The following is a 23,225-nucleotide window of genomic DNA, read 5'->3' on the forward strand; positions in this document are numbered from 1 at the left end:
TGAGGAGAATTAACACCCAATCAATTTAATGAAATGTGATTTTTATCACAAAAAATGCCAGTAATCTCGCTGAAAACCAGTCTTAATGAGCTAAATAACTAAAATTTTATTAAATAAATTTATCTTGCTCGGTTTATAGACCTTGCATTAATCACCATAGAAATTTAACTCTGTATTTTTTATGATATTGAAAAAACATTTTTGCTTAAGAATTCACTGCGACCGAGCTCACGGTTGCCCCATGCTTCATCAGTGGAAGCTATCTTTTCTGTTCCTGGACCGTATTTGACCCGGTAAGGTTATCCTTACCGGGTCAAACCGCTGACAAACCTCGTTGAAAATAACGGGGTTTGTTCTTTTCATTATGAATCATAATGCCATCCATTTTCCTTATTAAGCCGGTCTAATCGCCCGACAAGGCGTTATTTTCACTTCTCCTGCAATGAAATGTTCGCTCTCCAGAGATAAAAACAACAAAGCATCGCGACCAGCAACGCTATCTTCTTGATATTTTGGGCTGTTGCCGCCAGCAGACACTGTATCTGAACTTTCAGTAACCCACGGAAACGGGCATAACGATGCCCATGATGCTGCTTCGCATCCGCAAAACTGCGTTCTATTGTCTCCTTTCGCCGCTTGTAGGTCTTTTTGCCCCACTCCGTTAGCCGGTTTTCCCTGGCCTGCTCCTTACTCTCCTCCAAGACATGACGGGTCATCTTTTTGCCTCCTTTGGCCTGCATACAGGACGCGCGTTTCGGGCAATACTGGCAGATAGCCGCCGCAGCCTGATAATGCCGGTATCCCTCTCGGCTGGTCGTTTTATAAATCAACTTTTCGCCCTGAGGGCACACATAGCAGTCCTCCTGCTTATCATAGGTAAAATGTTTCTTCTGGAAGACGTTCGGCCCCTTATTCGGACGGCGGTAACCGATTATCGGCATGACACCTAACTGTTCCGTTAAGTAACAAACCGGGGCCGTAAAATAGCCCGCATCCAGCCCAACCGCGAGGGGAGCCAGGGAGAATCGCTTGAGCTGACGCGCCAGGCGTCCAATAAAAGGCTGGCTGTCGTGGACATTGCCCGGTGTGGCGTAGGTATCGGTGATGATGCCGACTTTCCCATCCACGCTACGATGGTCAAGATAAAAGAACCCCCTGGGTTTATTGGTTCGGTGCATAAATCCGCTTTCCGGATCAGTGATACTGACCTTCGTCTTTCTCTGCCGCTCCTTCATGGCTGGCTTTAGGCTTTTTTTCCCGACGTAGCCCGGTCTTCATTGACGGCCTTTTCCAATGCCTCGAGATAGGCACTGGGGGGCACAGAACGCAGTTCGTTCTTTGATTTATGCGGATTGGCACTGGCTTTCAGGTGGGTGTTGTCAGTATAGAGTACCCGTCCCCCCACCAACCCTCTGGCGATGGCCTGCTCAACAATATTATCAAAAATCTGCTGGAAGACTTCGCTGTGATTGAAACGGCGGCGACGGTTTTGGCTCAGGGTCGAAGCATCAGGCACTTTCTCGGTTAAGCCGAGGCGGAGGAACCAGCGGTAAGCCACATTGACCTGGATTTCCTGGGTCAGGCGGCGTTCGCTGGGGATGCCAAACAAGTAGCCGAGCAACATCATTTTAATCAGCATGACCGGATCAATGGCAGGCCGACCATTATTGTGGCAATACAAAGGCGCGACTAATTCGCGGATGAATTCAAAATCAATGGCGGCATCCACTTGACGGACCAGATGATTTTTGGGCACCAGTTCGTCAAGTGAGAGGGTTTCTGGCGGAAAAGTTTGGGGAGGAGGAGTTCTTAACATGGCGGCAATCTCCGTCGGGTGAACGGAACTTAATTAAAGCAAAGCGCCGGATAAAAAACCAGCACTTTGTCAATAATCCAAACCCGGTAAGGTTGTCCTTACCGGGTTTGTTTTGAAAAGATTTGGGTTATAAAAATAAAATCTTTTATTTATTAAAATAGTCTCGTCATATGATTTTAGACTTTCTCTTAAAACCATTTATCCATGTCTATTTAAATGATGTTTAAATAAATCAGTAAATTTATTTAATAATGTTTTATTACAGGGAGATTAATCAGCCAGGAAGGTTATAATAATTAAATGGATATTTAAACGTTAATAGAATGCGAAAATAGCTTGAAAAAATAACGATATGAATTTATTTTAGCGTTTAATCACATTAAAGGTATAAAAAGAGGTGTGATTTAATTTAAGCTGTAGAAAAGCAATGTTATTGGCTAGGATTAAATGGTGAAAAACAAGTTTAAATAGGCGTGTTTAATGTGTCGCGGTGTTGCATAATAAATGCAACATAATAATGATAAAAGTAATCCAGTTCGTATTTGATTAAATCATTTATTTGCGGATTTTGTTATTCTGATTTTTTTATAAACGATTATTTAACTGGTTGATAAAAAGGTTTAATCTCTAGTTTAAAATGTTATTAAAATCGGTTGGTTTTTTAAATATATTGTCTTGTTAACTTACTTTATATTCTTATTTGCCTTTTTTACTGGGTATATAAGCATTAATAAAGCCAATTCTTTTTCTCATTTTTCACTGATGGTTTTATGATGAGTAGGTTTTAAATTGTTATTAAAAGCTATTTTTTAACCTCTGATTTTAATAGGTATAATAAAGTTTTAATCGTTGTTTTTACTACTCTTACTGCCTGATTTATATTAATTTTAATCATCATGGTATATTGTGTTTTACGTTTTAATCAATATTAACCATACTCGCTTTTTATCTTTTTTAATGCTGTTTTACTGGCAATTTTGAACAGTTTTTATAATGTTACCCTCTTTTTTTATCTTTATAAATAAATTAGTAAATAGCTTGATGGTATAAATATGCCCCTTTGTTTTTTTCGGGAAATATTATTATTTTCTGATTTATTTTCAATTTTTTGTTAATGGTTAATGGGTTTTGATTAAGTTTGATTAACGTCTTTTTAAATACTGCACTTATAGTTAAATCTGTCTTTTATATAAAAGCTTTAATATCTCTGTTTTTGTGCTTTTGAATGGTCATGGCAGGTTAGGTAAATGTAAAATAAGCCGAAGATAATATCGTCGGTGAATACATTAAACATGACAGGGAATAAGCCGTTTTTAGTCACTCTGTACCTTTTAAAAATCTGGCGTTAATAGATGCCTGTTTTTTTTACCCTTAGCGAGCTAATCACTGAAAAAGAAAACAGCTTGCCGATCACCTAAAAATGAAAGAATCTATGGTCACCCTGTTAGCGTACCGCTTATCGGGTGACCATCTTTTCATTAAAGCCCTAAAGAGGCTTAAACATTTATGTGCTATGTAGTTAAGCAGCTTTGTTGCGCTTATTGACTAATTTTCTTTTTTTACTTTTCATTGCATTGCTGTGAGTTTCAGTAAGAATTCGCTTTTTTTCACAATTAGCAAAGCGATTTAAAACTTGTCTGATTAGTGGTTGATAACCTAAGCTATTAAGGTCAGCTATCATTTTCAAGTCTTCTATCAGAGACTTATTTAATCTGATTGATATTAGCTGTAACTCCAACGCTTCATTAATCAAATCTTCTGTCATATCATCAGATACTTTAACGTGAGCCTCACTGCAACCGAGCTCACGGTTATCCCATGCTTCATCAGTGGAAGCTATCAGGTTATTTGTTCGCTTATCAGTTTGTTTGCTCATTTTTCTGTTCCTAGACCGTATTTTTCGTAAATTCTCAATTCATCTTCATTAGGTGAGTAAGCTGTCCTTATAGCAACCCCTTTTTCTGGGTAATAGATAAAGACTATCTTTAACTTAACACCATAATCAGTTTCAGATATAAACCACTTAGTTGGCGGGTCAGTTTTGTTGTCTTCTCTTGTGTCCTCAAGAAAACGCCCGACCCGATTACAAAAACACTGGAGTACATCCTCTTCATTAACCGGAGGGATTTTACCTGCTAACTTCAACCTGATTTTTGATGATATCAAGAGCTTCATGTGTTTCGGTGTCTTTAACTCATGGTTAATTTGTATATACAGATTACACCACAAACTAGATCTAAACAACTCAATGTGACTCACATAAAATCAAAGCGATTTTGTATTACAAACAGATAAAATGCACTAGCTGTTTATCATTTTGTATATACAAAATGATATGGCTAACCAACAAATCTATGTTCCCCTTTTTTTGCGACACCGATTTTGATGTATGGTGGGCTCGCTTAAATCTATCCGGCGTCTGTTGGGAACCTGTTCCCGCGCCACGATGGGTTTTGATGGTCGCCGATTTGTTCTCGACTAATTAATTTTTATTTTCCTGCTCATCTTTCTGCACTTGCAAATCCAATCCGGTGAATAGTGTTGTGGCGAACAGATCGCTAGATTGGTCAATAACCTGACCCGGTAAGGTTGCCCTTACCGGGTTATTATGAGTTGTTGATAACGCTTTCTTCCCCCTGAACTGCACTTCACACAAGTTTCATTAACTTATTATGCTTATGCTTTGTATTACCTGGTGAAAGCCCGGGGGCAGTTGTGTTTAGCTCAATAGGAGCGCGCTGTATTGCGACTCCAGATTATTAAGGAAGTTCAACTGTTTATGTATGAATTTGGTCAGATCTTGCTGGCCGGTTTTATTGTCTATTGTCTCCTGTAATTGATTAGCAAATAGACTCCATACTTGTTCCAGTGTTGTTGCCTGGTTCAGTAGTGTGGTGCGCTCTGTCTCGATTTGCTGTGCAGCGCCGATACCGGTAATGCGTTTTTCTGTCTCTTTCAACTGGTTTTTCAGGTTATCGGACACCTTATTCAACCGAGTGATTTCCTCATCCAGTTTGGATCTAGCATCGGCTAATTCTATATATTTCAGCCCTTTAGAAATATTGTCGAGAATCTTTTTGGCGATTTCAATTCCCTGCTTAAGTGCCTGCTTGATGGCCTCTTTTTTCGGGTTGCTTATGTCCAATTTGTCCACTTCGCTGGCATTGGGAATGTAGTCCTTGAACATATCAGCCAGATTGTATTGGCGAATCACATCCTGGCTTGCGATGATTTTGTCGCGGTCTTCTGCCAGTTTGGTTTTTCTCTGCTCTTTCTGGGTAATATCAGCTTGCAGTTCTAATTTTCGTGCTTGTTCTTCTTCCAGGACTCCTCCCAGACGTTCTGAAATCACAACGTTACGCACATCGGCAATTTTGTTGGCCAACTGGTTAGCTTCATTGTGTAAGTTGAGAATAACGTTTTTGACATCTTTATTCAGGCTGCGGATCTGCTCTGAACGTGCTTCTAACAGCGTATCCCGGGTTTCATCGTCCAGCTCAGGATTTTCCAGCTCTGCATCAATTTCGACGATGGTCTGAAAGTATTCTTGAGGAGGGAGCTGCCGCAGGATAGTTTGCAGGTGAGGCACAGAGATACGTACCGTTTCGTCAAGATCACGGCTGTATATGCCGACCCGTAGTGTTTTTTCCTGGATTATTTCAATGCCTGAAGTTTGCTGCTGCACCAGACGCCAGATATTTTTCACCGCTTGATTCAAGGCCTTGATGTTAATTTCTGGATAAGTAGCAGAGTTTTGTGGAAAAGTGATAATTTCAGTCATTTTAATGCTCCTTTTTTCTATTTCCTATGTAATACAGGGGAGAGTTGTGATTAGTTATAGCGCTGTTTGTACTCTTTCAACGCCTCATCGAAAACCTTGACCAATTGTTTAGCGGAACCTTCTACCTCTTTCCAAGGGCTTATCACTTGCTGGAATTTAGTGATAAAAGAGGTCAGTTTCAGCGCGTTGTTAATTTCGGCGAATTTATCCCTGGAGGCATTGATCTGAGTTAGCATGGATTGCCACATGTAATCTAGGTGGTTCAGTGCGACTTCTGCGTCCAGCAAACGGGTATCGATGTCGCTAAAATCAATAGACAAGCTGGCCATAGATTCTTGCAATGCACGTTTACCTTTGATGCTTTCTTCCAGGCCGCGCACTTCTTCGATCAATGCGTTTTTCCGTTTACGTACGTCTTCTGCCTTAGCACCAAAAATACCACCTGTAATAGCAAGGCCAATAAGCCCCGCAGCGATACCGGAGAAAGCCAAGCCCACGAATTTGTCGTAGTCTTTCTTAAGTTGAGTGATTTCTTCTTTTTTCTCGATAATTTTTTCATCGAGATCTTTGATGCCAACTGACATCTTATTGTCTTTCATCAGCTTTTTCTTATTTTCTACTTGTGGCTGTAAACCAAATGCAATGCCGCCATTTGAGAGTCTGCCGCCGATCAGTTTTAGCTTGAAATCAGATACTTTGGTTCTGACCTTTTCGGTTTTCTGCTGCTGTTTTTGAATATCGTTCTTCATGTTATCCAGGATTTCTTCCAGTGCGTGCGACACCTCTTTATCTTCATTGGTGTAGGTGATACTGGCTAATTGTCTATCCGATAACTCTCCCAGTTTTTTCTTTATGCGTTCAATAATTGGCATCTCATTAATGATGCTGATGATATTCCCTCCGGTCTCGGTAATTTGTTTACCGACAATTTCCAGATCGATACTCTGTTGCATAATATCGTTTTCCACTCCGCTCCAGCTAAGTGAGTGAATGCGGATTTCTTCAAATAAAGTATGAATATCTTCTGGTTCCAGTCCAGGAATATCGACCTTTTGGTAGCCTAGATAGTTTTTCACTTCCTCCAGATTAAAAGGCAGTGAAAGACCTTTCTTAACATACAATTTGATATTAATAAGGTCTTCTTTGGTAAATATTCCGCCGGGGCGGGCAACACCTGCTTGTTTACCTGTCAGTAATTGCAAGGTAGCCGAGGGAATATCTGTTTCGTTCAGTGTTTTTTCCGCTGGAAGTTGAGCTAATAACATATATTTCTCCATTAGTGGTTATTGCTTCATTGAAAGAATTATTAAATACATCAAGGCACAACCGGATGTCATAATACCGATGCTGTTGAATTTGCGTTGTATTTTTTATTGAGTAATCTTAATTAAAAATACATTGATTAGCGTGATTGTTTGTTGAAAAAACAGTTTAATCCATAATTTTAATTAAACATTTTCCTTCATTTTTATCGGAATTGAAATTAGGTGTTTTTAATATATAAATGTGATATTTATGGAATTAAATATTGTTGATTTTTGTATGGTTGATAGTTAAGTTTGAAAATAATACTTTGGTTTTCTTGTTTATTTGTTCTGTGTTTTTATGTTATTTCTTGATGTTAGCATGAAAAATATGAAATATTTAAATACTATTTATATGAAAATGTATTTTAAAACAAATAATTACATTTGTGTTGTTATGTAATGATTATATAATCTCTTTCCTTTTGATTTAAAAGGCAGGTAATACGGTTTTTTTATAAAGAATAAGCTGGATGTTTTTTGATTTACCGTTTATGGCATGCTTAAAAAGTGGGTAAGATTGCACCCTACTTATCTTGTGTCATGGAATAAAGATTCAGATCCCTATTTTAACTAAAGTCTTAATTGTTCATATAATAGCCGGAGTTAATGAATAAGGGGGATGTTTTTATAATTCTATTTTACTATTGTGCAAATAAGATATATTTTTTAGAGAAAGGATTTTATTCGGAAAATAAAGGTTTTTTATTTCCTGGCTTATAATAACGGTCTTTATTTAGTAAATTTTTAGTAGTAAGTGAAAGAGTTGCCTTGTTGCAAATTACATAGTGCAAATTGATCATATTAATGAACTTAATATTCGCTATCGGAAGAGCAAAACGTCTGATTTATCCTGTTTCAGCATTGGAGAGAGCCTTCGTTGCTAACGGAATTGAACACATATAACTATACAAATAATCAGGGCTTTAATTATTATTAATGCGCCGTATAATCCTACTTTTTATCATGTCTTTTGGGGCAAGGTTGGAGAAGGTAGTGATAGCGTAAGATTCAATTAACGTTGGGTGAGTCTTTATCTGTTGAACAGTTTATGGCCGCAAGTTGTCAGATAAAGCTCTGTAGTCAGCGAAAACAAGTCTTCGATTAAATGGCAATTCATTGAACTAGGATAAAGAAAAAATTATCCGTGTCGTTAGGCTGACAGCGAGCTTTTATCAATGTTTTTTTGAGTAAAATATGTCAAACAGCGCATTTAACCGCCGCTGGGCGGAACTTTTATTGGAAGCACTTACCCGCCACGGATTGCGTCATGTTTGCATTGCGCCAGGTTCACGTTCCACGCCTTTAACAATGGCCGCGGCGGAAAATAACAAACTGATTTGTCATACCCATTTTGATGAACGCGGGTTAGGCCATCTGGCATTGGGATTAGCCAAAGCAAGTAAAAAGCCGGTCGCGGTTATCGTCACTTCTGGGACGGCGGTGGCAAACCTCTATCCTTCATTGATTGAAGCTGGCTTAACGGGTGAACGCGTGGTTTTCCTGACTGCCGATCGGCCACCAGAATTGATAGATTGCGGTGCGAATCAAGCTATTCATCAGCAGGGTATTTTTGCTTCTCATCCATCTCAGACAATTTCTTTGCCAAGACCAACAGACGATATCGCTGCAAGCTGGCTGGTTTCTGTCATAGATAATGGTATGGCGAACTTGCAACACGGGGCCTTGCACATTAATTGCCCATTCGCGGAGCCGTTATATGGTAATGAAGAGCCTTCTTATTATGAGTGGCAGCAACAGTTAGGCAACTGGTGGAAAAGTAATGAGCCTTGGTTAAGTCAGCCGACGATCTGTACGGTGGCAGAAGTGCCGGATTGGCGCTATTGGCAACAGAAACAAGGGGTTGTACTGGCTGGGCGAATAAGTGCTGAAGAGGGGATTTATGTTGCCGAATGGGCAAAAGCATTAGGCTGGCCGCTGATTGGCAATGCGCTTTCACAAACCGGGCAACCATTGCCTTGTGCCGATTTATGGTTGGATAATCCTCACGCACAGGCAATTTTGGCGCAAGCGCAACTGGTGGTCCAGTTTGGTTCCAGTCTGATGGGAAAACGTCTGTTACAGTGGCAGGCTAAATGCCAGCCGGAGGAATTTTGGATTATTGATCCCATTCCTGGCCGGCTTGATCCCGCCAATCATCGTGGCAGAAAATTAACCTGTAATATTGCTGACTGGTTACTGGCTCATCCGGCACAATTGCGTACATCGTGGGCAGAAGAGCTCATAATCTGGTCAGAGAAAGCAGTTAACTGCGTCAGAACAGAATTAGCAGGGAAGTTCAGTGAAGCTGCCGTAGCTTATCAATTACATGAATTATTGCCTGAATATGGACAGTTATTTGTGGGTAACAGCCTGATTGTTCGTTTGATTGATGCACTTGGGCAATTACCGGCAGGGTATCCGGTCTACAGTAACCGGGGGGCAAGCGGTATTGATGGATTGATTTCCACTGCGGCAGGCGTGCAACGGGCAACGGCAAAGCCAACTCTGGCGATTATCGGTGATTTATCTACACTTTATGATCTGAATGGCTTGGCATTGTTGCGTCATCCTTCCGCGTCAACCGTATTAATTGTGGTAAATAATAATGGCGGACAAATTTTCTCTTTACTGCCTACGCCAGAAGAAGAAAGGCAACGTTTTTACTGTATGCCTCAGCACGTTAATTTTGATCATGCGGCGGCGATGTTTGGTTTGAATTATGCCTGTCCACAAAGCTGGGCTGGATTACGACAATGTACTGAGCAGGCATGGCAACAAAATGAAACCACGCTGATTGAACTGAAAGTGCCAGATAGAGAAGGAGCTGAGTGTTTGCAACAGCTTTTAAAACAGGTGGCTATGTTGTGAGTCTGGCTTATCGTAAGTTCAACAGTCACAATGACCGTCCCTGGCTGGTTTGGTTGCATGGATTATTGGGTAGTGGCGATGAATGGTTGCCATTAGTGAATCTGTGCGCTCATTATCCCTCATTGGTAATCGATCTGCCTGGTCATGGTGATTCCAGGGATATTCAGGTAACAGATTTCACCGATATGAGTCGTCTGCTGTCTGAAACGTTAACAGAACAGCAAATTGATAAATACTGGCTGATTGGCTACTCGTTAGGGGGCCGCGTTGCCATGAATCATGTCTGTTATGGTGATATTCAGGGATTGTGTGGGTTGCTGGTTGAAGGAGGAAGCCCTGGTTTGTTTTCCCAACAGGAAAGGGATGCCCGTCTTGAACATGATAGGCGCTGGGCCAGACGTTTTCGTTCTCAGCCGATTGAACAGGTTTTGTCCGATTGGTATCAGCAGGCGGTTTTTTCTGATCTATTACCTGAACAGCGCCGGCAGCTGATTAAAATGCGCAGTCATAATCATGGCGGTGGTGTGGCTGATATGCTGGAAAATACTTCGCTTGGATACCAACCCTGGTTGGTGCCGGAACTGCAACAACTGGCGTTGCCTTTTGCTTATCTGTGTGGCGAAAAAGACGAGAAATTTCAGCAATTGGCAAAGTACTGCGCTTTACCGCTGCAAACCATTGCGCATGTTGGGCATAATGCTCACCGATTGAACGCGGCGGCGTTTGCTGCGGTAGTAAACCATTTTTTATCACTTTTTGATTGAAGGAATACGAATATGATTTACCCGAGCGAAGAAGAGCTGTATGCCCCGATTGAATGGCAGAACTGCTCTGATGAATTTGAAGATATTCTTTATCACAAATCCACCGATGGCATGGCTAAAATCACCATCAATCGCCCGCAAGTACGTAATGCGTTCCGTCCATTGACTGTTCAAGAGATGATACAAGCGCTGGATGATGCCCGTTATGATGACACTATCGGTGTGATTATCCTGACCGGTATGGGGGAAAAAGCTTTTTGTGCTGGTGGCGATCAAAAAGTTCGGGGTGATTACGGTGGTTATCAAGATGCCAGAGGCACCCATCACCTGAATGTGCTGGATTTCCAGCGTCAGATCCGTACTTGTCCAAAACCCGTCGTTGCTATGGTGTCCGGATATGCGATTGGGGGCGGTCATGTATTGCATTTGGTATGTGATCTGACTATCGCTGCTGATAACGCTATTTTTGGCCAGACTGGGCCTAAAGTTGGTTCTTTTGACGGCGGTTGGGGGGCATCTTATATGGCTCGGGTTGTCGGTCAGAAAAAAGCCCGCGAAATCTGGTTCCTGTGTCGTCAATATGATGCGAAACAAGCACTGGATATGGGGCTGGTTAACACCGTTGTACCTTATGCAGATCTGGAAAAAGAGACGGTCCGCTGGTGCCGTGAAATGCTGGAAAATAGCCCAATAGCCTTGCGTTGTCTAAAAGCTGCTCTGAATGCTGACTGTGACGGCCAGGCTGGATTGCAGGAGCTGGCCGGTAACGCCACTATGCTTTTCTACATGACAGAAGAAGGCCAGGAAGGGCGTAATGCCTTTAATGAGAAACGCCAACCTGATTTCAGCAAATTTAAACGTAACCCATAATGCGTACTGCAACTTTATACCGGTTCAGGCTGCCGATGGAGGCAGGCGTTATCTTGCGATATCAGCGGCTTAAAACCCGTGATGGCTTGCTGGTCCACTTGCAGGAAAATGGTCAACAGGGATGGGGCGAGATTTCACCTCTGCCGGAATTCAGCAAAGAAACTGTTGAGCAGGCGCGGGAAGCTACGGTGGAATGGCTTAAACAGTGGCGTCTTGGTGCTGAACCGGGCGAAAGTGAACTGCCTTCTGTCGCATTTGGGATTAGCTGCGCATTAGCTGAATTACAGGGTGAATTGCCGGAAGAAGCTGATTACCGGAAAGCGCCACTGTGTAACGGTGATCCTGATGAACTGATTGTTCGTCTCAGTGAAATGAGTGGGCAGAAGGTTGCTAAAGTGAAAGTCGGGCTGTATGAAGCGGTGCGTGACGGTATGGTGGTGAATGTTTTGCTGGAAGCGGTACCGGATTTATCTTTGCGACTGGATGCTAACCGTAGTTGGAGCCGTGCTAAAGCGGACGGTTTTGCTAAATATGTCGATCCTGATTACCGCCACCGGATTGCCTTTTTGGAAGAGCCTTGTCAAACCCCGGCAGAATCTCTCGCTTTTGCCTGTGATACTGGGATCGCCATTGCCTGGGATGAGAGTCTCCGTGATGAAGGTTTCAACGTGGAGGCCCAGGAAGGTGTTGCTGCTATTGTCATCAAACCCACCTTGACAGGAAGCCTTGCCCGTTGTCGTCAGTTGATTTCAACAGCGCGCAATGCCGGGCTGGAAACGGTGATCAGCTCCAGTATTGAAACCAGTTTTGGTTTGACTCAACTTGCCCGCATTGCTCATTGGCTGACGCCTGCTACCATTCCAGGGTTGGATACGCTGGAACTTATTCAGTCTCAGTTAGTGCGTTGCTGGCCGGATAGTACGATTCCAGTGACCGGATTGGATGAATTAGAAATCGCATGGCGCAGTTAAATCCATTTACCCAGTGGCCGTGGCGTTACTGGGCATCTTTTAGCCCCGAAAATATTGCCATTCGGTTGTGTGATCGCGTTTTAAACTGGCGTCAGTTGGTTGCTGCTTTGGATGCGATCGCGGCAAATTTCCGCCAACAAGGGGTAATTGAAGGAAGTGGCGTAATGCTACGGGGGAAAAATAGCGAACAGATGTTGCTGGGTTATCTCGCAGCACTACAGTGTGGTGCGCGGGTGTTGCCACTGAATCCTCAGTTGCCTGAAGTCCTTCTGTCTGAATTACTGCCTCATCTGAATATTGATTTTGTTGCTGATTTCTGTGGTGATAATTTGCCGGTTATAGATGCCAGATCCCTTGATTGGCAAAGTGAACCACTGAATTTTGATGATAACTCAGCAGCGTGGGACGCAATGCGTCCAGCCAGTATGATTTTAACTTCCGGCTCTTCCGGGTTACCTAAAGCTGCCGTTCACTCAATTCATGCGCATCTTTCCAGTGCACGGGATGTCCTTTCTGTGATGAATTTTCAGCAGCAAGATAGCTGGTTGCTCTCATTGCCGTTGTTTCATGTCTCTGGTCAGGGGATTATCTGGCGTTGGTTAATGAAAGGGGCTTCTCTGGTATTGAAAAATATCAATCCATTGGAGCATGCTTTAGCCGATTGTACTCACGCTTCATTGGTTCCGACTCAACTCTGGCGGTTACTGGAGCAGTCGCAAAATCGGCCACCGAATTTGAAAGAAGTGCTGCTGGGTGGGGCGATGATCCCCGTTGAATTGACGCAAAGGGCAGAGCAGCAAGGTATTCGTTGTTGGTGTAGTTATGGTTTAACCGAACTGGCTTCAACAGTGTGCGTTAAACGGGCCGATGAGTTGCCTGGCGTGGGAAATCCATTACCGGGCAAGGAAGTTCGGTTGATCAAGGAGGAGATTCAAATTCGTTCTGACAGCCTTGCCTGTGGATATTGGCTGGATGGTAAATTACAACCGTTGGTTGATCGTGACGGTTGGTTTCATACTCGTGATCGGGGAGTGATACAACAGGGTGAATTACGAATACTTGGCCGGATGGATAATCAGTTTTTCAGCGGTGGAGAAGGCATTCAACCGGAAGAGATTGAACGAATGATTAATACCTATCCGCAGGTAGAACAAAGTTTTGCTGTTCCTGTGCCCGATCCTGAATTTGGTTATCGCCCTGTCGTTGTCATTGACAGTAACTCGCCTGAAATTATTGATTTATTACCTGAATGGTTGGTTGATAAACTGGCCGCTTTTCAGCGTCCGGCAGCTTACTATCTCTTACCTCAGCAATTTAAAAACGACGGTATTAAAATTTCCCGTCAGCAGATCAAAAAATGGGTATTGGATTTACCCGGTTGCTCTTGAGTTATTTTGATTTGTTTTCGTACTGCCCATTATCACTAATGGAGTCATGGGCAGAGATAATGAATGATACGGTGTTGTTAGCAATCAGTCTTTAATTTTTGCAGCGCTCTTTCGACACCAGCACCATATTCTGGGTGAACTTTTCTAAATAGCTCAACCTGACGGCGTTGAGTCTCTTCATGTGCTTGTGACAGTTCACTGGCGATACGGTCGAACATACGCTGATGCTCTTTACTGCTGATTAAGTTAAACAGTACGCGGGGCTGACTGAAATAATCTTCATCTTTACGGTGGTTCCAGTGGTCAGCGTCTCCTTCTAAAGACAATGATGGGTGTTTGAATTCAGGTTGTTCTTGGAACAACCCGGCGTTGTTTGGTTCATAAGTCACCGTGTTTCCGCTGTTGCCATCCACGCGCATTGCACCATCACGGTGGAAATTGTGGAACGGACAACGAGGTGTATTAACCGGAATTTGATGGTGGTTAACGCCAAGGCGATAACGTTGAGCATCACCATAGGAGAACAGGCGGCCTTGTAACATCTTATCAGGGGAGAAACTGATACCTGGCACGACATTAGCAGGGTTGAAAGCGGCCTGTTCAACTTCTGAGAAATAGTTCTCAGGGTTACGGGTCAGCTCAAAATAACCGACATCAATCATTGGGTAATCGCCATGAGGCCATACTTTTGTCAAATCAAACGGATTGTATGGCAGCTGAGAAACGTCTTTCTCTGGCATAATCTGAACTTTTAATTTCCAGCGTGGATAATCTCCTTGCTCAATTGCGGTAAACAAGTCACGTTGAGAACTTTCGCGATCTTTACCGACCAGCGCTTCCACTTCATCATCCAACAGATTTTTAATGCCCTGCTGACAACGGAAATGGAATTTCACCCAGAAACGTTCATTATCTGAGTTGATAAAGCTGAATGCATGGCTACCAAAACCGTGCATATGGCGGAAAGATCTCGGTATACCACGGTCACTGAAGTCAATGGTTAATTGATGCAGTGATTCAGGTTGATGAGAGAAGAAATCCCATTTGTAGGCAGGATTACGCAGGTTGGTATGCGGATCACGTTTAACCACATGGTTAAGATCTGGGAATTTCAGGGGGTCACGAAGATAGAATATCGGGGTATTGTTACCGACTAAATCCCAGTTACCTTCTTCAGTATAGAACTTAAGCGCAAAACCACGAATATCACGTTCCGCATCTGCTGCTCCGCGCTCACCGGCGACGGTTGAGAAACGGGCAAACATTTCTGTTTTTTTGCCTATTTCAGAGAAAATCTTAGCGCTGGTGTACTTAGTGATATCGTGAGTAACGACAAAGGTTCCATAAGCTCCAGAGCCTTTGGCGTGCATACGGCGCTCTGGAATAACTTCACGGTCAAAATGGGCAAGTTTTTCTAAGAACCAAACATCTTGTAACAACATAGGACCACGTTGGCCTGCGGTGATGACATTATTATTGTCAACGACAGGGGCTCCGGCATTCGTTGTAAGTCCTCTCTTTTTCATCACACTTCTCCTGTTTTACATGAAAAAAAACAGCGTAATCGCTGATTAAAAAAAACAGTTCTGGTCAAATGTTAAAATTCAAATGTTGTATTTTTTCTATAAGTTATTTATTGTTTTCTTATTTACTGTTTAATATAAAATTATTTATATAGTTAATTATTAAGTAAATGAAATGAAAAATTCACACATATTTAGTAAGTATAGATGATTCATTTCCTTTTGTTGTCTACAGGTTTAGTTCTATTTAAGTAAGACGCTTAACATTAAGTAAATAAAGAGGAAATATATGAAGGCTTATCTTGCCGCCGCAGCAACCGGTTTATTGTTCATTGCCGGGACAGCAAATGCGATTTCGGTGAATGTTCAGGCTGGTCGCTATTTCACCAATACTTCAGCTGCAATTGGTGATAACGGTGCTGGATTATCTTTTAACGGTAACTGGGCACGCAGTGTGTCCGCATCATTTCTGATGCGGACAATTTAAACTTAGGATTAACCCACTTCTGGCAGCAATCCGCTGACAATACCAATCTGGATAGCAATAACTGCGATTCCACAGAGAAATACTAGCACCAAAACGGGTTTTCCGCCTATTACCCGATAAGCTGTTTGTTCAATTTGGCGGCTGCGCCATGCCAGCATTGAAGGCAGCAGCAGAGCAAGAATAGACAGTGCTACAGCGGCGAAAGTCAGAGCCATAACAAAGTTTGGATAGTACAACGCGCAAAGCAAGGGTGGAATAAAAGTAATCACCCCTGTTTGCAGGCGGCCTGTCGCATTGTTACGGCGTTTGAACAGATCCGCCATGTAATCAAATAGACCTAAAGAGACACCCAGAAATGAGGTTGCCAGCGCCAGGTCAGCAAACAGGCGAACAGCAAGCTCTACACGCGGAGTGGCAACGACGTCTCTCACTGCCTGTAACAGCCCATTCAGCCCCGCCTGCTCTGCCAGAATGCCGACAAAAGTATGGGAAGAAATCGCTCCCAGTGTTGCTAACTGCCACAGAATATAGGCCGTCAATGGGATAGCACTGCCGATAACAAATATTTTGCGTAACTTGCGGGTATCGCCGCCCATATAACTCACGATGCTTGGCACACTGCCGTGAAAGCCAAAAGAGGTGAATACTACGGGAATTGCTGAAAATACCAGACCTTGCTCCAGGGGCATGGAGAGCAGGTTAGTGTTTTTGATATGAGGCATCATGACTGCCAACATAATCACCAGGAAGATGATTTTTGCAGTAAACAGCAAGCGGTTAATCATATCGACAGATTGAGTACCGATAGTGACAACACAACCTGCGACAATGGTGAAAATCAGTATCCCGAATGAGATCGGAACAGGTTTATCCAGCCATGAAGACAGGCTGCCTGCAAGCAATTCACCGCCACCGCTGATATAAGCGGTGGTCAGGGCATACATCAGGAATAACATACTGAAACCGGTAAGCCATTGACCACTACGTCCCAGATAACGTTTTGCCACGGTTCCTAAACCGGTATCTGCTGGGCTGTACTGATAAACTTCCACCAGCAATAAAGCGGTGTAGCTCATCAAAACCCAAAGAGCGACTAACATCACGAAGGTTGTCCTAAAACCAACACCGGCCGCAGCCAGTGGCATAGCCAGCATCCCTGCACCAATTGTCGTCCCGGCGACGATAAAAATACTGCCAATAGTGCGATTCTTCACGCTTTCCTCTGCTTCTGAACTGATTGAAATAGTTATAGAAAGGGAGGCTAAAGGATTAAGTTATTTCTGTCAAATAAAGGTTACAGTATATGTAAATAAATAATTACATTGTGTGTGTTTGTATTATTTTGGATTATGTATTTCGTTAAGTATAAAAAGTTACTGATTCTATTAAGTGTTAATAAGTTAGGTTATTGATCACATTTAAAAGTTATATTTATTATTATTGTCTGAATAGGCGGGTAAGATAAGACATTATTAATTCTTTTAACAATTAGCTTATTGTAAAATGAAATTTATCAATGGAAAGAATATTTGTTTGTCTTAGAAGATTTTTTGTATCTGTTGTGTTAGTTATATCAGGGGAGGCTTATGCTTCAGAGTTCATTAGCCCCGCAGATCAGGAGATTATCACTCAACAACAGAAGGCATTGTTGCAGCAAGCTCAACAGCAGCGTGATGCTATACGTAATAACATTACCTTATCTCCATCTTTAGAGCCCAAGCCTGATGGAGTTGAATCTATTTGCCATACCATTCACCGTATTCAATTTGACGGTGTTAAAAGCCTTTCCCGATCAGTGCGGGAAGGTTTAACACAGACTTATTTATCCCGTTGTTTAACCTTGCAGGATATTAATGGGCTGGTGCGTAAAGTATCGAATGCCTATATCGAACGGGGTTATGTCACTTCCCGTGCTGGACTCAGGGCGCAGGATTTATCTACCGGTATCCTCATTATTACCGTGAGCGAAGGTAAAGTTGAATCAATCAGCCTTGACGATGAAACACCGCTCTCATTGAAAATGGCCTTTCCAGGAATAGTCGGTAATACATTGAATCTACGGGATATTGAACAGGGGATGGAACAACTTAACCGGCTTCTTTCCCAACAGATGACGATTGATATTCAGCCGGGAAAGCAACCCGGTTATTCTGCGGTTATTTTGAAACGAATATCACATCGTGTGCCGGTCAGTACCAGCTTTGGTGCGGATAACAGTGGTCAAAAAGGTACGGGCACTGGGCAAATCAATGTCAGTGTGAGTTTGGATAATCCGTTACATTTTGCTGATCAGTGGTCATTATCAGCTAGTCGTAATAGTGACTTTCGTAATAACCACCAGAGCCGGAGCCTCTCTTCCCATGTGACAGTTCCTTATGGTTACTGGCTGTTTAGTTATCAATATGCGTGGAATGATTCTTTTCGGGATATTCCGATTGATTCACAAACCTATCGCTATGAAGGTGACAGCCAAACTCATCGGCTGGCGGTAGATAGGACGCTATATCGTGACGGTAAGCAGAAACTGGCACTGAATGTAGGAATGACGCGCCGTCAGACGACCAACGTGATGGTGGGAAAGAAATTATCTATTAGCAGCCCGACATTAAGTGTTATCAACTTTGGCGTTAATTACAGTTCAGTATTGGCGGGTGGCTATATCACTTTCAATCCTATACTGAGTCGTGGCTTATCTGTGTTAGGTGCCACAAAAGATGACCCAAATTTTCCCGATACGCCACGGAGTCAATTTCGCAAATTCAGTCTGAGTGCCAGCTATTTTATTCCGATCACGGATTCCATCTATTACCTCTCATCCATTTACGGTCAGGCCACACCGGACAACCTTTACGCCAGTGAAAACCTATCACTGGGTGGGCAATATTCTGTCCGGGGATTTAAGGAACAATATCTTACCGGCAATTGCGGCGGATATTGGCGTAATGAATTGAACTGGCGGATTTCAGAATTTCCTGTGTTGGGGGAACTTGTTTTAACCGGTGCGTTGGATACTGGTTGGTTACAGGAAAAAATTGGGCAAGTTGATAGCGGTAATGTCACTGGCACTGCGCTCGGCGTATCACTAACTAATAGCAGATTCAATCAAATTATGACTTTGGGGACACCACTAATTCACCCTAACCATCTGAAACCGGATAACTGGGTGGTTTACTGGTCTGCATCACTGATTTTGTAACGATGTAACACAGGAAATTATACCAATAACCTTGTACTTAAATTAAGAAAGGATAGAACGATGGATAGATGTAACAACCCTATGGCAAGGGGCGCTTGTTATCTTTTAATTTATCTGACCGCAGTATATCCCCTTCATCCGGTTATAGCCGCTGGTATCACGCCTGATAATAATCATACTCAGGTACAAAACCAGGGCAATATCCCGGTTGTGAATATTGCTACTCCTAATGGAGCAGGGATATCTCACAACACCTATAAAGAGTTTAATGTTGCTACTCAGGGGGCTGTACTCAATAACGCCACTCAGGCGGCTAAATCACAATTAGCTGGGCAGATAAATGCAAACAGCAACTTGAAAGGTAAAGCAGCCGAATTAATTATTAATGAAGTCACCGGTAACGGGCGGTCTGACCTTCAGGGCAAACTGGAGGTGGTAGGTAATAAAGCCAATGTGATGATTGCCAACCCTAACGGTATTACCTGTGATGGCTGTGGCTTTATTAACACCTCCAGCGCAACACTGACTACCGGGAAACCTCAGTTTGACAAACAGGGTGCATTGGAAGCATTGGAAGTCAAAAAAGGTCAGATTATGATTGGTGGCAAAGGGCTGGATGGCAAAACGACGGATTATATTGACATTATCAGCCGGGCAACTGAGTTAAATGGAAAAATTCAGGCTAACAATTTGTCCTTTACACAGGGCGCTAATCGGATTGATTTTAACGATGGTACAGTGAAAAAAATCACAGGGGAAGGCGCTAAACCTCAATTAGCCGTTGATACCAAAGCATTAGGCGGCATGTATGCCAATAAAATTCGTTTGGTTGCTACTGAAGATGGCGTTGGGGTTAATTTGAAAGATTTAACCAGCAACCAGCGTGATATCACTTTAAACGTTAATGGTAAAATTGAATTAGGAAATGCCAAAGCCAAAACAGATTTCAACCTCAGTGCCAGAGAAACTCATATTGCTCCCAATATTAAGATACAGGCAGAACGGGATATTACCTTGGCAAGTACCAAACTGGATAATAAAGGGAATGTAACTGCGGGCCGGGATATGCGGGTATTTGGTGACACCGTGCGTAATACCGGTGATAAAGCCTTGCTGCAAGCCAACAATAATATGTGGATACAAAAAGATGCGCAGGGAAATAAAGGTCAGTTAGTCGAGAATAGATCGGCAACGATAAAAACCGTGAATGGGGATTTGGTTGTCAGGACTAATGCGCTGAATAATGCTCGCAGTATCTATTATTTTGAAAAAAGAAAAACAGCACCCAACCCGGCAGATAAAAATTTCAACATTCTCGAAGCACAATATAAGTATGGACATAATTTAAAAAGTATGCAACCCAGTGTCCTCACATCTGGTGGAAATATTTATATTAACAGTGATATATTATCAAATCAGGAATTGAGCAAAATTGAAGCCGGAAAAGATATTTTCTTAACCGGAAAAAAACTTTTAAATACAAGCAGAATATCTGAGGAAACATCAGGGTATCTTAATCTCTTTGAATACTTCCCTAAGGACACTTATGTATCTATAACCGATTCACTTAATACCCCCTCCGGTATCTATAAACTTTCTTCTAATAAGATCCTTGAAAAAATCAACATATATCACCAATGGGATGATAAAAGTTATCATATTTTATCGCCAGGTGAAGTAAAATATGATATAAAAAAAGACAACCTTATTCTTGAACGGGCAAGTATCATAGCAAAAGGTAATCTTATCGCTGACTTTAGCGACAGCATTAATATTGATACTGACTACCCTCATAAATCCCCTTCTGGTTTAGGTTTATTCAATGATCTCCCAATCGACAGTGAAAAACTGCCAGAAATATTGTCAGCTAAAAATATCTTATTGCATGGTGGACAAATAACTCTCAAGGATAAAATTAGAGCCTTTGATGAATTAAATATTATTTCTGAGAACGATATTGTCCTCAAGAATTCAATACTTTCATCACAAAATAATTTATCTATTGCTGCCGTAAATAATATCAATATCTGGAAAAGTAATATAAAAGGAAGGGATGTCACTGCAATCAGCCGTAATGGCGACATTCAGTTTAAGAATGGTGATCAATTCGGTTATTTTTGGAGCCAATCTGTTACTGGCGATCACCCAATATCAAACAAGTTAGGTGCTAGCGGTAATTTAACTATCAACGCCGGTAAAAACCTTCTTTTACAAAATGTCTATTTACAGCCGAGTAAAAATATATCTCTGATAGCCAACAGTGATGTTACGATAGAAAACCATGTAGATACCTATATTTTTGCAAAATCAAAGAAAAGAAATGAACGCTTACCTATAGCAGGCATGTTGAATGCCTCAGAATCATTGACGATTAACGCCGGGGGTAATCTTTATGCTAAAGGCTCAGATATGTCAGCCGGAAAAGATATTTATTTAAGTGCGGCAAAACAGATTGATCTGAGTTCTGCTGAATTAGGAGATCGGGGGAGTCTTCTCATACCCAGCGACTCATCAGAACTCAGCAGCAAAATTTTTGCAAAGAATAATATCAGCATAATGAGCGGTGGTGATATTCATGGGAAAGCTGTTCAGATACAGGCTAACGGTAACACATTATTATCCGCAGGAGGAAATATCACATTGCCTTCCCTTGCTTATTCTGCAATTAACAAGGCTAATGATAACAACAAAGATGACCGACATATTATTGCTCAAGTCCGTGGTGATAAAAAATTGACAATAGCGGCAAATGGTACCCTCACTACCGCGGGTACTAAATTGACTTCTGATGGTGATGTCACGCTCTCCTCCGGTGGCAATATGCGTTTTGAATCGGTGCAGAATCACACCTACCGGGAAGGTAATAGGGAATTTACCGAATCGGTGACTCAGCAAGGCACTGAATTGACTAGCGGCGGTGTACTGACCGTTATCTCAAACGGTAGCATTCTTTTCCAGGCCACTAAACTGGCTACTAAAGGTGCGATGGATGTCGCGGCAAAAGGTGGCTATCTATACGCTCAGGCGATGGAGGAATCCAGCCACTATGAGAAAACAGAGACAAAACGTAAATGGTATGGCAAGAAGAAAACCATTAAACGTACCCGTCATGATGTCACTAATAAAGTCACTGAATTTACCGCTGGTGGTGATATTAATCTGTTAAGCCGGGATGACAGTACTTATGAAGCCAGTAAAATCTCCACTAATAAAAATGCCAAACTGACCAGCACTCACGGTAAGGTCAATTTTAAAGCGGTAAAAAATACCACTTTCGAACAGACCATTACCAACTCCAAAGGCTTTTATATCAAACATAGGGATAAAGGTTATACCAAAGATATGTGGATTCTTCCTGCTATTCATATCGGCGGAAAACTTACCGTAGATGCAGCAAATGGTGTTAGCGTTGATATCAAAGCAAAAAATGGTCAGACATTACAGAATGCCATATCAATCTTCGGTAATACGCCGGAAACGGCTTGGCTGAAAGGACTCAGTGAACGTAAAGATGTTCAATGGAATTTGGTCAAAGATGCTTATAACAGTTGGGATCACAAGAGCCAGCATTTAAATCCGGTGGTTTCTGCGGTGATTGCTATTGCAGCGGCGGCGGCAACAGCAGGCAGCTCTCTGTCAGCATCTGTCGCATCTTATGCGGGTAATAGCGTTGCGGGTGGTGCGTTAACTGCGGGGATGTCATCACTGGCTGCACAGGCTGCCGTAGCTATTGTGGACAATCAGGGTGATATATCCAAAGCGCTAAAAGCATTGGGTAGCAGTGATGCCGTTAAATCAACTATCACCTCAATGGCGATTGGTGGCGCATTGGCTGGATTTGATTCCTATATGGGATGGGATAAATTGGCTGATGGTACTAAACTCGATCCGACAAAAGCTAAATTACCCCAAATCAGCAATGGTGACTGGAACAAAGTGGTCCAGCGGGTAGCTGGTCAATCCATTATCAGTTCCAGCCTGAATACTACGATTAATGGCAGCAGTTTTAAAGATAATCTAACTACTGCTTTGTTATCTAATATTGGCAGCCAGATTCATGCGGAAGGTGCCAGATTGATTGGTGACAAGGGCGAGGTATTGGGAGTACCGGGCAAAACGTTGAGCCACGCAGTTGTGGCAGGCATCAGTGCTGAAATTGGCCGGGGAAATGCCAAAGGTGCAATGGCAGGGGCTTTGGCTGCGGAACTGGCTGGTATCATGATGGGTGATAACATCATCAAAGCTGAAGAGTGG

The 23,225-nt window shown here is 42.4% G+C and carries 16 protein-coding genes; 8 read left to right on the plus strand and 8 right to left on the minus strand.

What is annotated here, in order from left to right; translation table 11 throughout:
• Positions 1-428 precede the first annotated feature (428 nt).
• The 6 genes from LGZ99_RS21405 to LGZ99_RS21430 all read right to left on the minus strand — a co-directional run bounded on the left by LGZ99_RS21405 (position 429) and on the right by LGZ99_RS21430 (position 6,874).
• Positions 429-1,816, minus strand: a protein-coding gene (locus LGZ99_RS21405) for an IS1182 family transposase (RefSeq protein ID WP_152552765.1) whose coding sequence is annotated in 2 segments (ribosomal slippage) — positions 429-1,264 and positions 1,264-1,816 — 1,389 coding nt in all. Because the reading frame shifts where the segments join, the coding sequence is not laid out codon by codon here.
• 1,519 nt (positions 1,817-3,335) lie between these two features.
• Positions 3,336-3,692, minus strand: coding sequence for a hypothetical protein (locus LGZ99_RS21410; RefSeq protein WP_023046088.1), 357 nt, complete (start codon positions 3,690-3,692; stop codon positions 3,336-3,338).
• Complete coding sequence (locus LGZ99_RS21415) at positions 3,689-3,991, minus strand: hypothetical protein (RefSeq protein ID WP_021325310.1); 303 nt, start codon at positions 3,989-3,991, stop codon at positions 3,689-3,691. The genes LGZ99_RS21410 and LGZ99_RS21415 overlap by 4 nt, the downstream gene beginning before the upstream one ends.
• Before the next feature lie 307 nt (positions 3,992-4,298).
• On the minus strand, positions 4,299-4,463 hold the full coding sequence (locus tag LGZ99_RS21420) for a hypothetical protein (RefSeq protein ID WP_023046087.1): 165 nt from the start codon (positions 4,461-4,463) through the stop codon (positions 4,299-4,301).
• A gap of 72 nt (positions 4,464-4,535) precedes the next feature.
• A complete protein-coding gene (locus LGZ99_RS21425; protein ID WP_036841036.1) occupies positions 4,536-5,597 on the minus strand; it encodes an alpha-xenorhabdolysin family binary toxin subunit B in 1,062 nt (353 codons plus the stop codon).
• Between the two features lie 50 nt (positions 5,598-5,647).
• Entirely contained in the window at positions 5,648-6,874 is a 1,227-nt protein-coding gene (locus LGZ99_RS21430) for an alpha-xenorhabdolysin family binary toxin subunit A (RefSeq protein ID WP_031281506.1), read from the minus strand.
• A gap of 1,224 nt (positions 6,875-8,098) precedes the next feature.
• On the opposite strand from LGZ99_RS21430, the gene menD reads away from it, so the two are divergent.
• From menD to menE, 5 genes are read left to right on the plus strand one after another with little or no spacing between them, the layout of a single operon-like run.
• Entirely contained in the window at positions 8,099-9,772 is a 1,674-nt protein-coding gene (gene menD / locus LGZ99_RS21435; RefSeq protein WP_262979568.1) for a 2-succinyl-5-enolpyruvyl-6-hydroxy-3-cyclohexene-1-carboxylic-acid synthase, read from the plus strand.
• Complete coding sequence (menH, locus tag LGZ99_RS21440) at positions 9,769-10,536, plus strand: 2-succinyl-6-hydroxy-2,4-cyclohexadiene-1-carboxylate synthase (protein ID WP_262979571.1); 768 nt, start codon at positions 9,769-9,771, stop codon at positions 10,534-10,536. The genes menD and menH overlap by 4 nt, the downstream gene beginning before the upstream one ends.
• A 12-nt stretch (positions 10,537-10,548) precedes the next feature.
• Positions 10,549-11,406, plus strand: coding sequence for a 1,4-dihydroxy-2-naphthoyl-CoA synthase (gene menB, locus LGZ99_RS21445; protein ID WP_262979569.1), 858 nt, complete (start codon positions 10,549-10,551; stop codon positions 11,404-11,406).
• The gene (menC, locus tag LGZ99_RS21450) at positions 11,406-12,377 is read left to right on the plus strand and encodes an o-succinylbenzoate synthase (protein ID WP_021325303.1); all 972 of its coding nucleotides are present in this window, start codon (positions 11,406-11,408) and stop codon (positions 12,375-12,377) included. Before menB ends, menC begins: the two co-directional genes overlap by 1 nt.
• Positions 12,365-13,765 (plus strand): o-succinylbenzoate--CoA ligase, encoded by a 1,401-nt coding sequence (menE, locus tag LGZ99_RS21455; RefSeq protein WP_021325302.1) that lies wholly within the window; start codon positions 12,365-12,367, stop codon positions 13,763-13,765. Before menC ends, menE begins: the two co-directional genes overlap by 13 nt.
• A gap of 77 nt (positions 13,766-13,842) precedes the next feature.
• On the opposite strand, the gene LGZ99_RS21460 is transcribed toward menE, so the two are convergent.
• A complete protein-coding gene (locus tag LGZ99_RS21460) occupies positions 13,843-15,291 on the minus strand; it encodes a catalase (protein ID WP_023046174.1) in 1,449 nt (482 codons plus the stop codon).
• A gap of 286 nt (positions 15,292-15,577) precedes the next feature.
• On the opposite strand from LGZ99_RS21460, the gene LGZ99_RS21465 reads away from it, so the two are divergent.
• Entirely contained in the window at positions 15,578-15,775 is a 198-nt protein-coding gene (locus tag LGZ99_RS21465; protein ID WP_021325301.1) for a YfaZ family outer membrane protein, read from the plus strand.
• An 8-nt stretch (positions 15,776-15,783) separates the two neighbouring features.
• On the opposite strand, the gene tyrP is transcribed toward LGZ99_RS21465, so the two are convergent.
• Positions 15,784-16,989, minus strand: a complete 1,206-nt coding sequence (gene tyrP / locus LGZ99_RS21470; protein WP_036841033.1) for a tyrosine transporter TyrP — start codon at positions 16,987-16,989, stop codon at positions 15,784-15,786.
• Between the two features lie 302 nt (positions 16,990-17,291).
• Between tyrP and LGZ99_RS21475 the strand changes: the two genes are divergently transcribed.
• Both LGZ99_RS21475 and LGZ99_RS21480 read left to right on the plus strand, forming a co-directional pair.
• Positions 17,292-18,971, plus strand: coding sequence for a ShlB/FhaC/HecB family hemolysin secretion/activation protein (locus LGZ99_RS21475; protein WP_036841032.1), 1,680 nt, complete (start codon positions 17,292-17,294; stop codon positions 18,969-18,971).
• Between the two features lie 60 nt (positions 18,972-19,031).
• Positions 19,032-23,225 (plus strand): DUF637 domain-containing protein (locus LGZ99_RS21480; RefSeq protein WP_262979570.1); only part of this gene is annotated, 4,194 nt, incomplete at its 3' end.

Source organism: Photorhabdus temperata (assembly GCF_025384845.1).
GTDB lineage: Bacteria > Pseudomonadota > Gammaproteobacteria > Enterobacterales > Enterobacteriaceae > Photorhabdus > Photorhabdus temperata.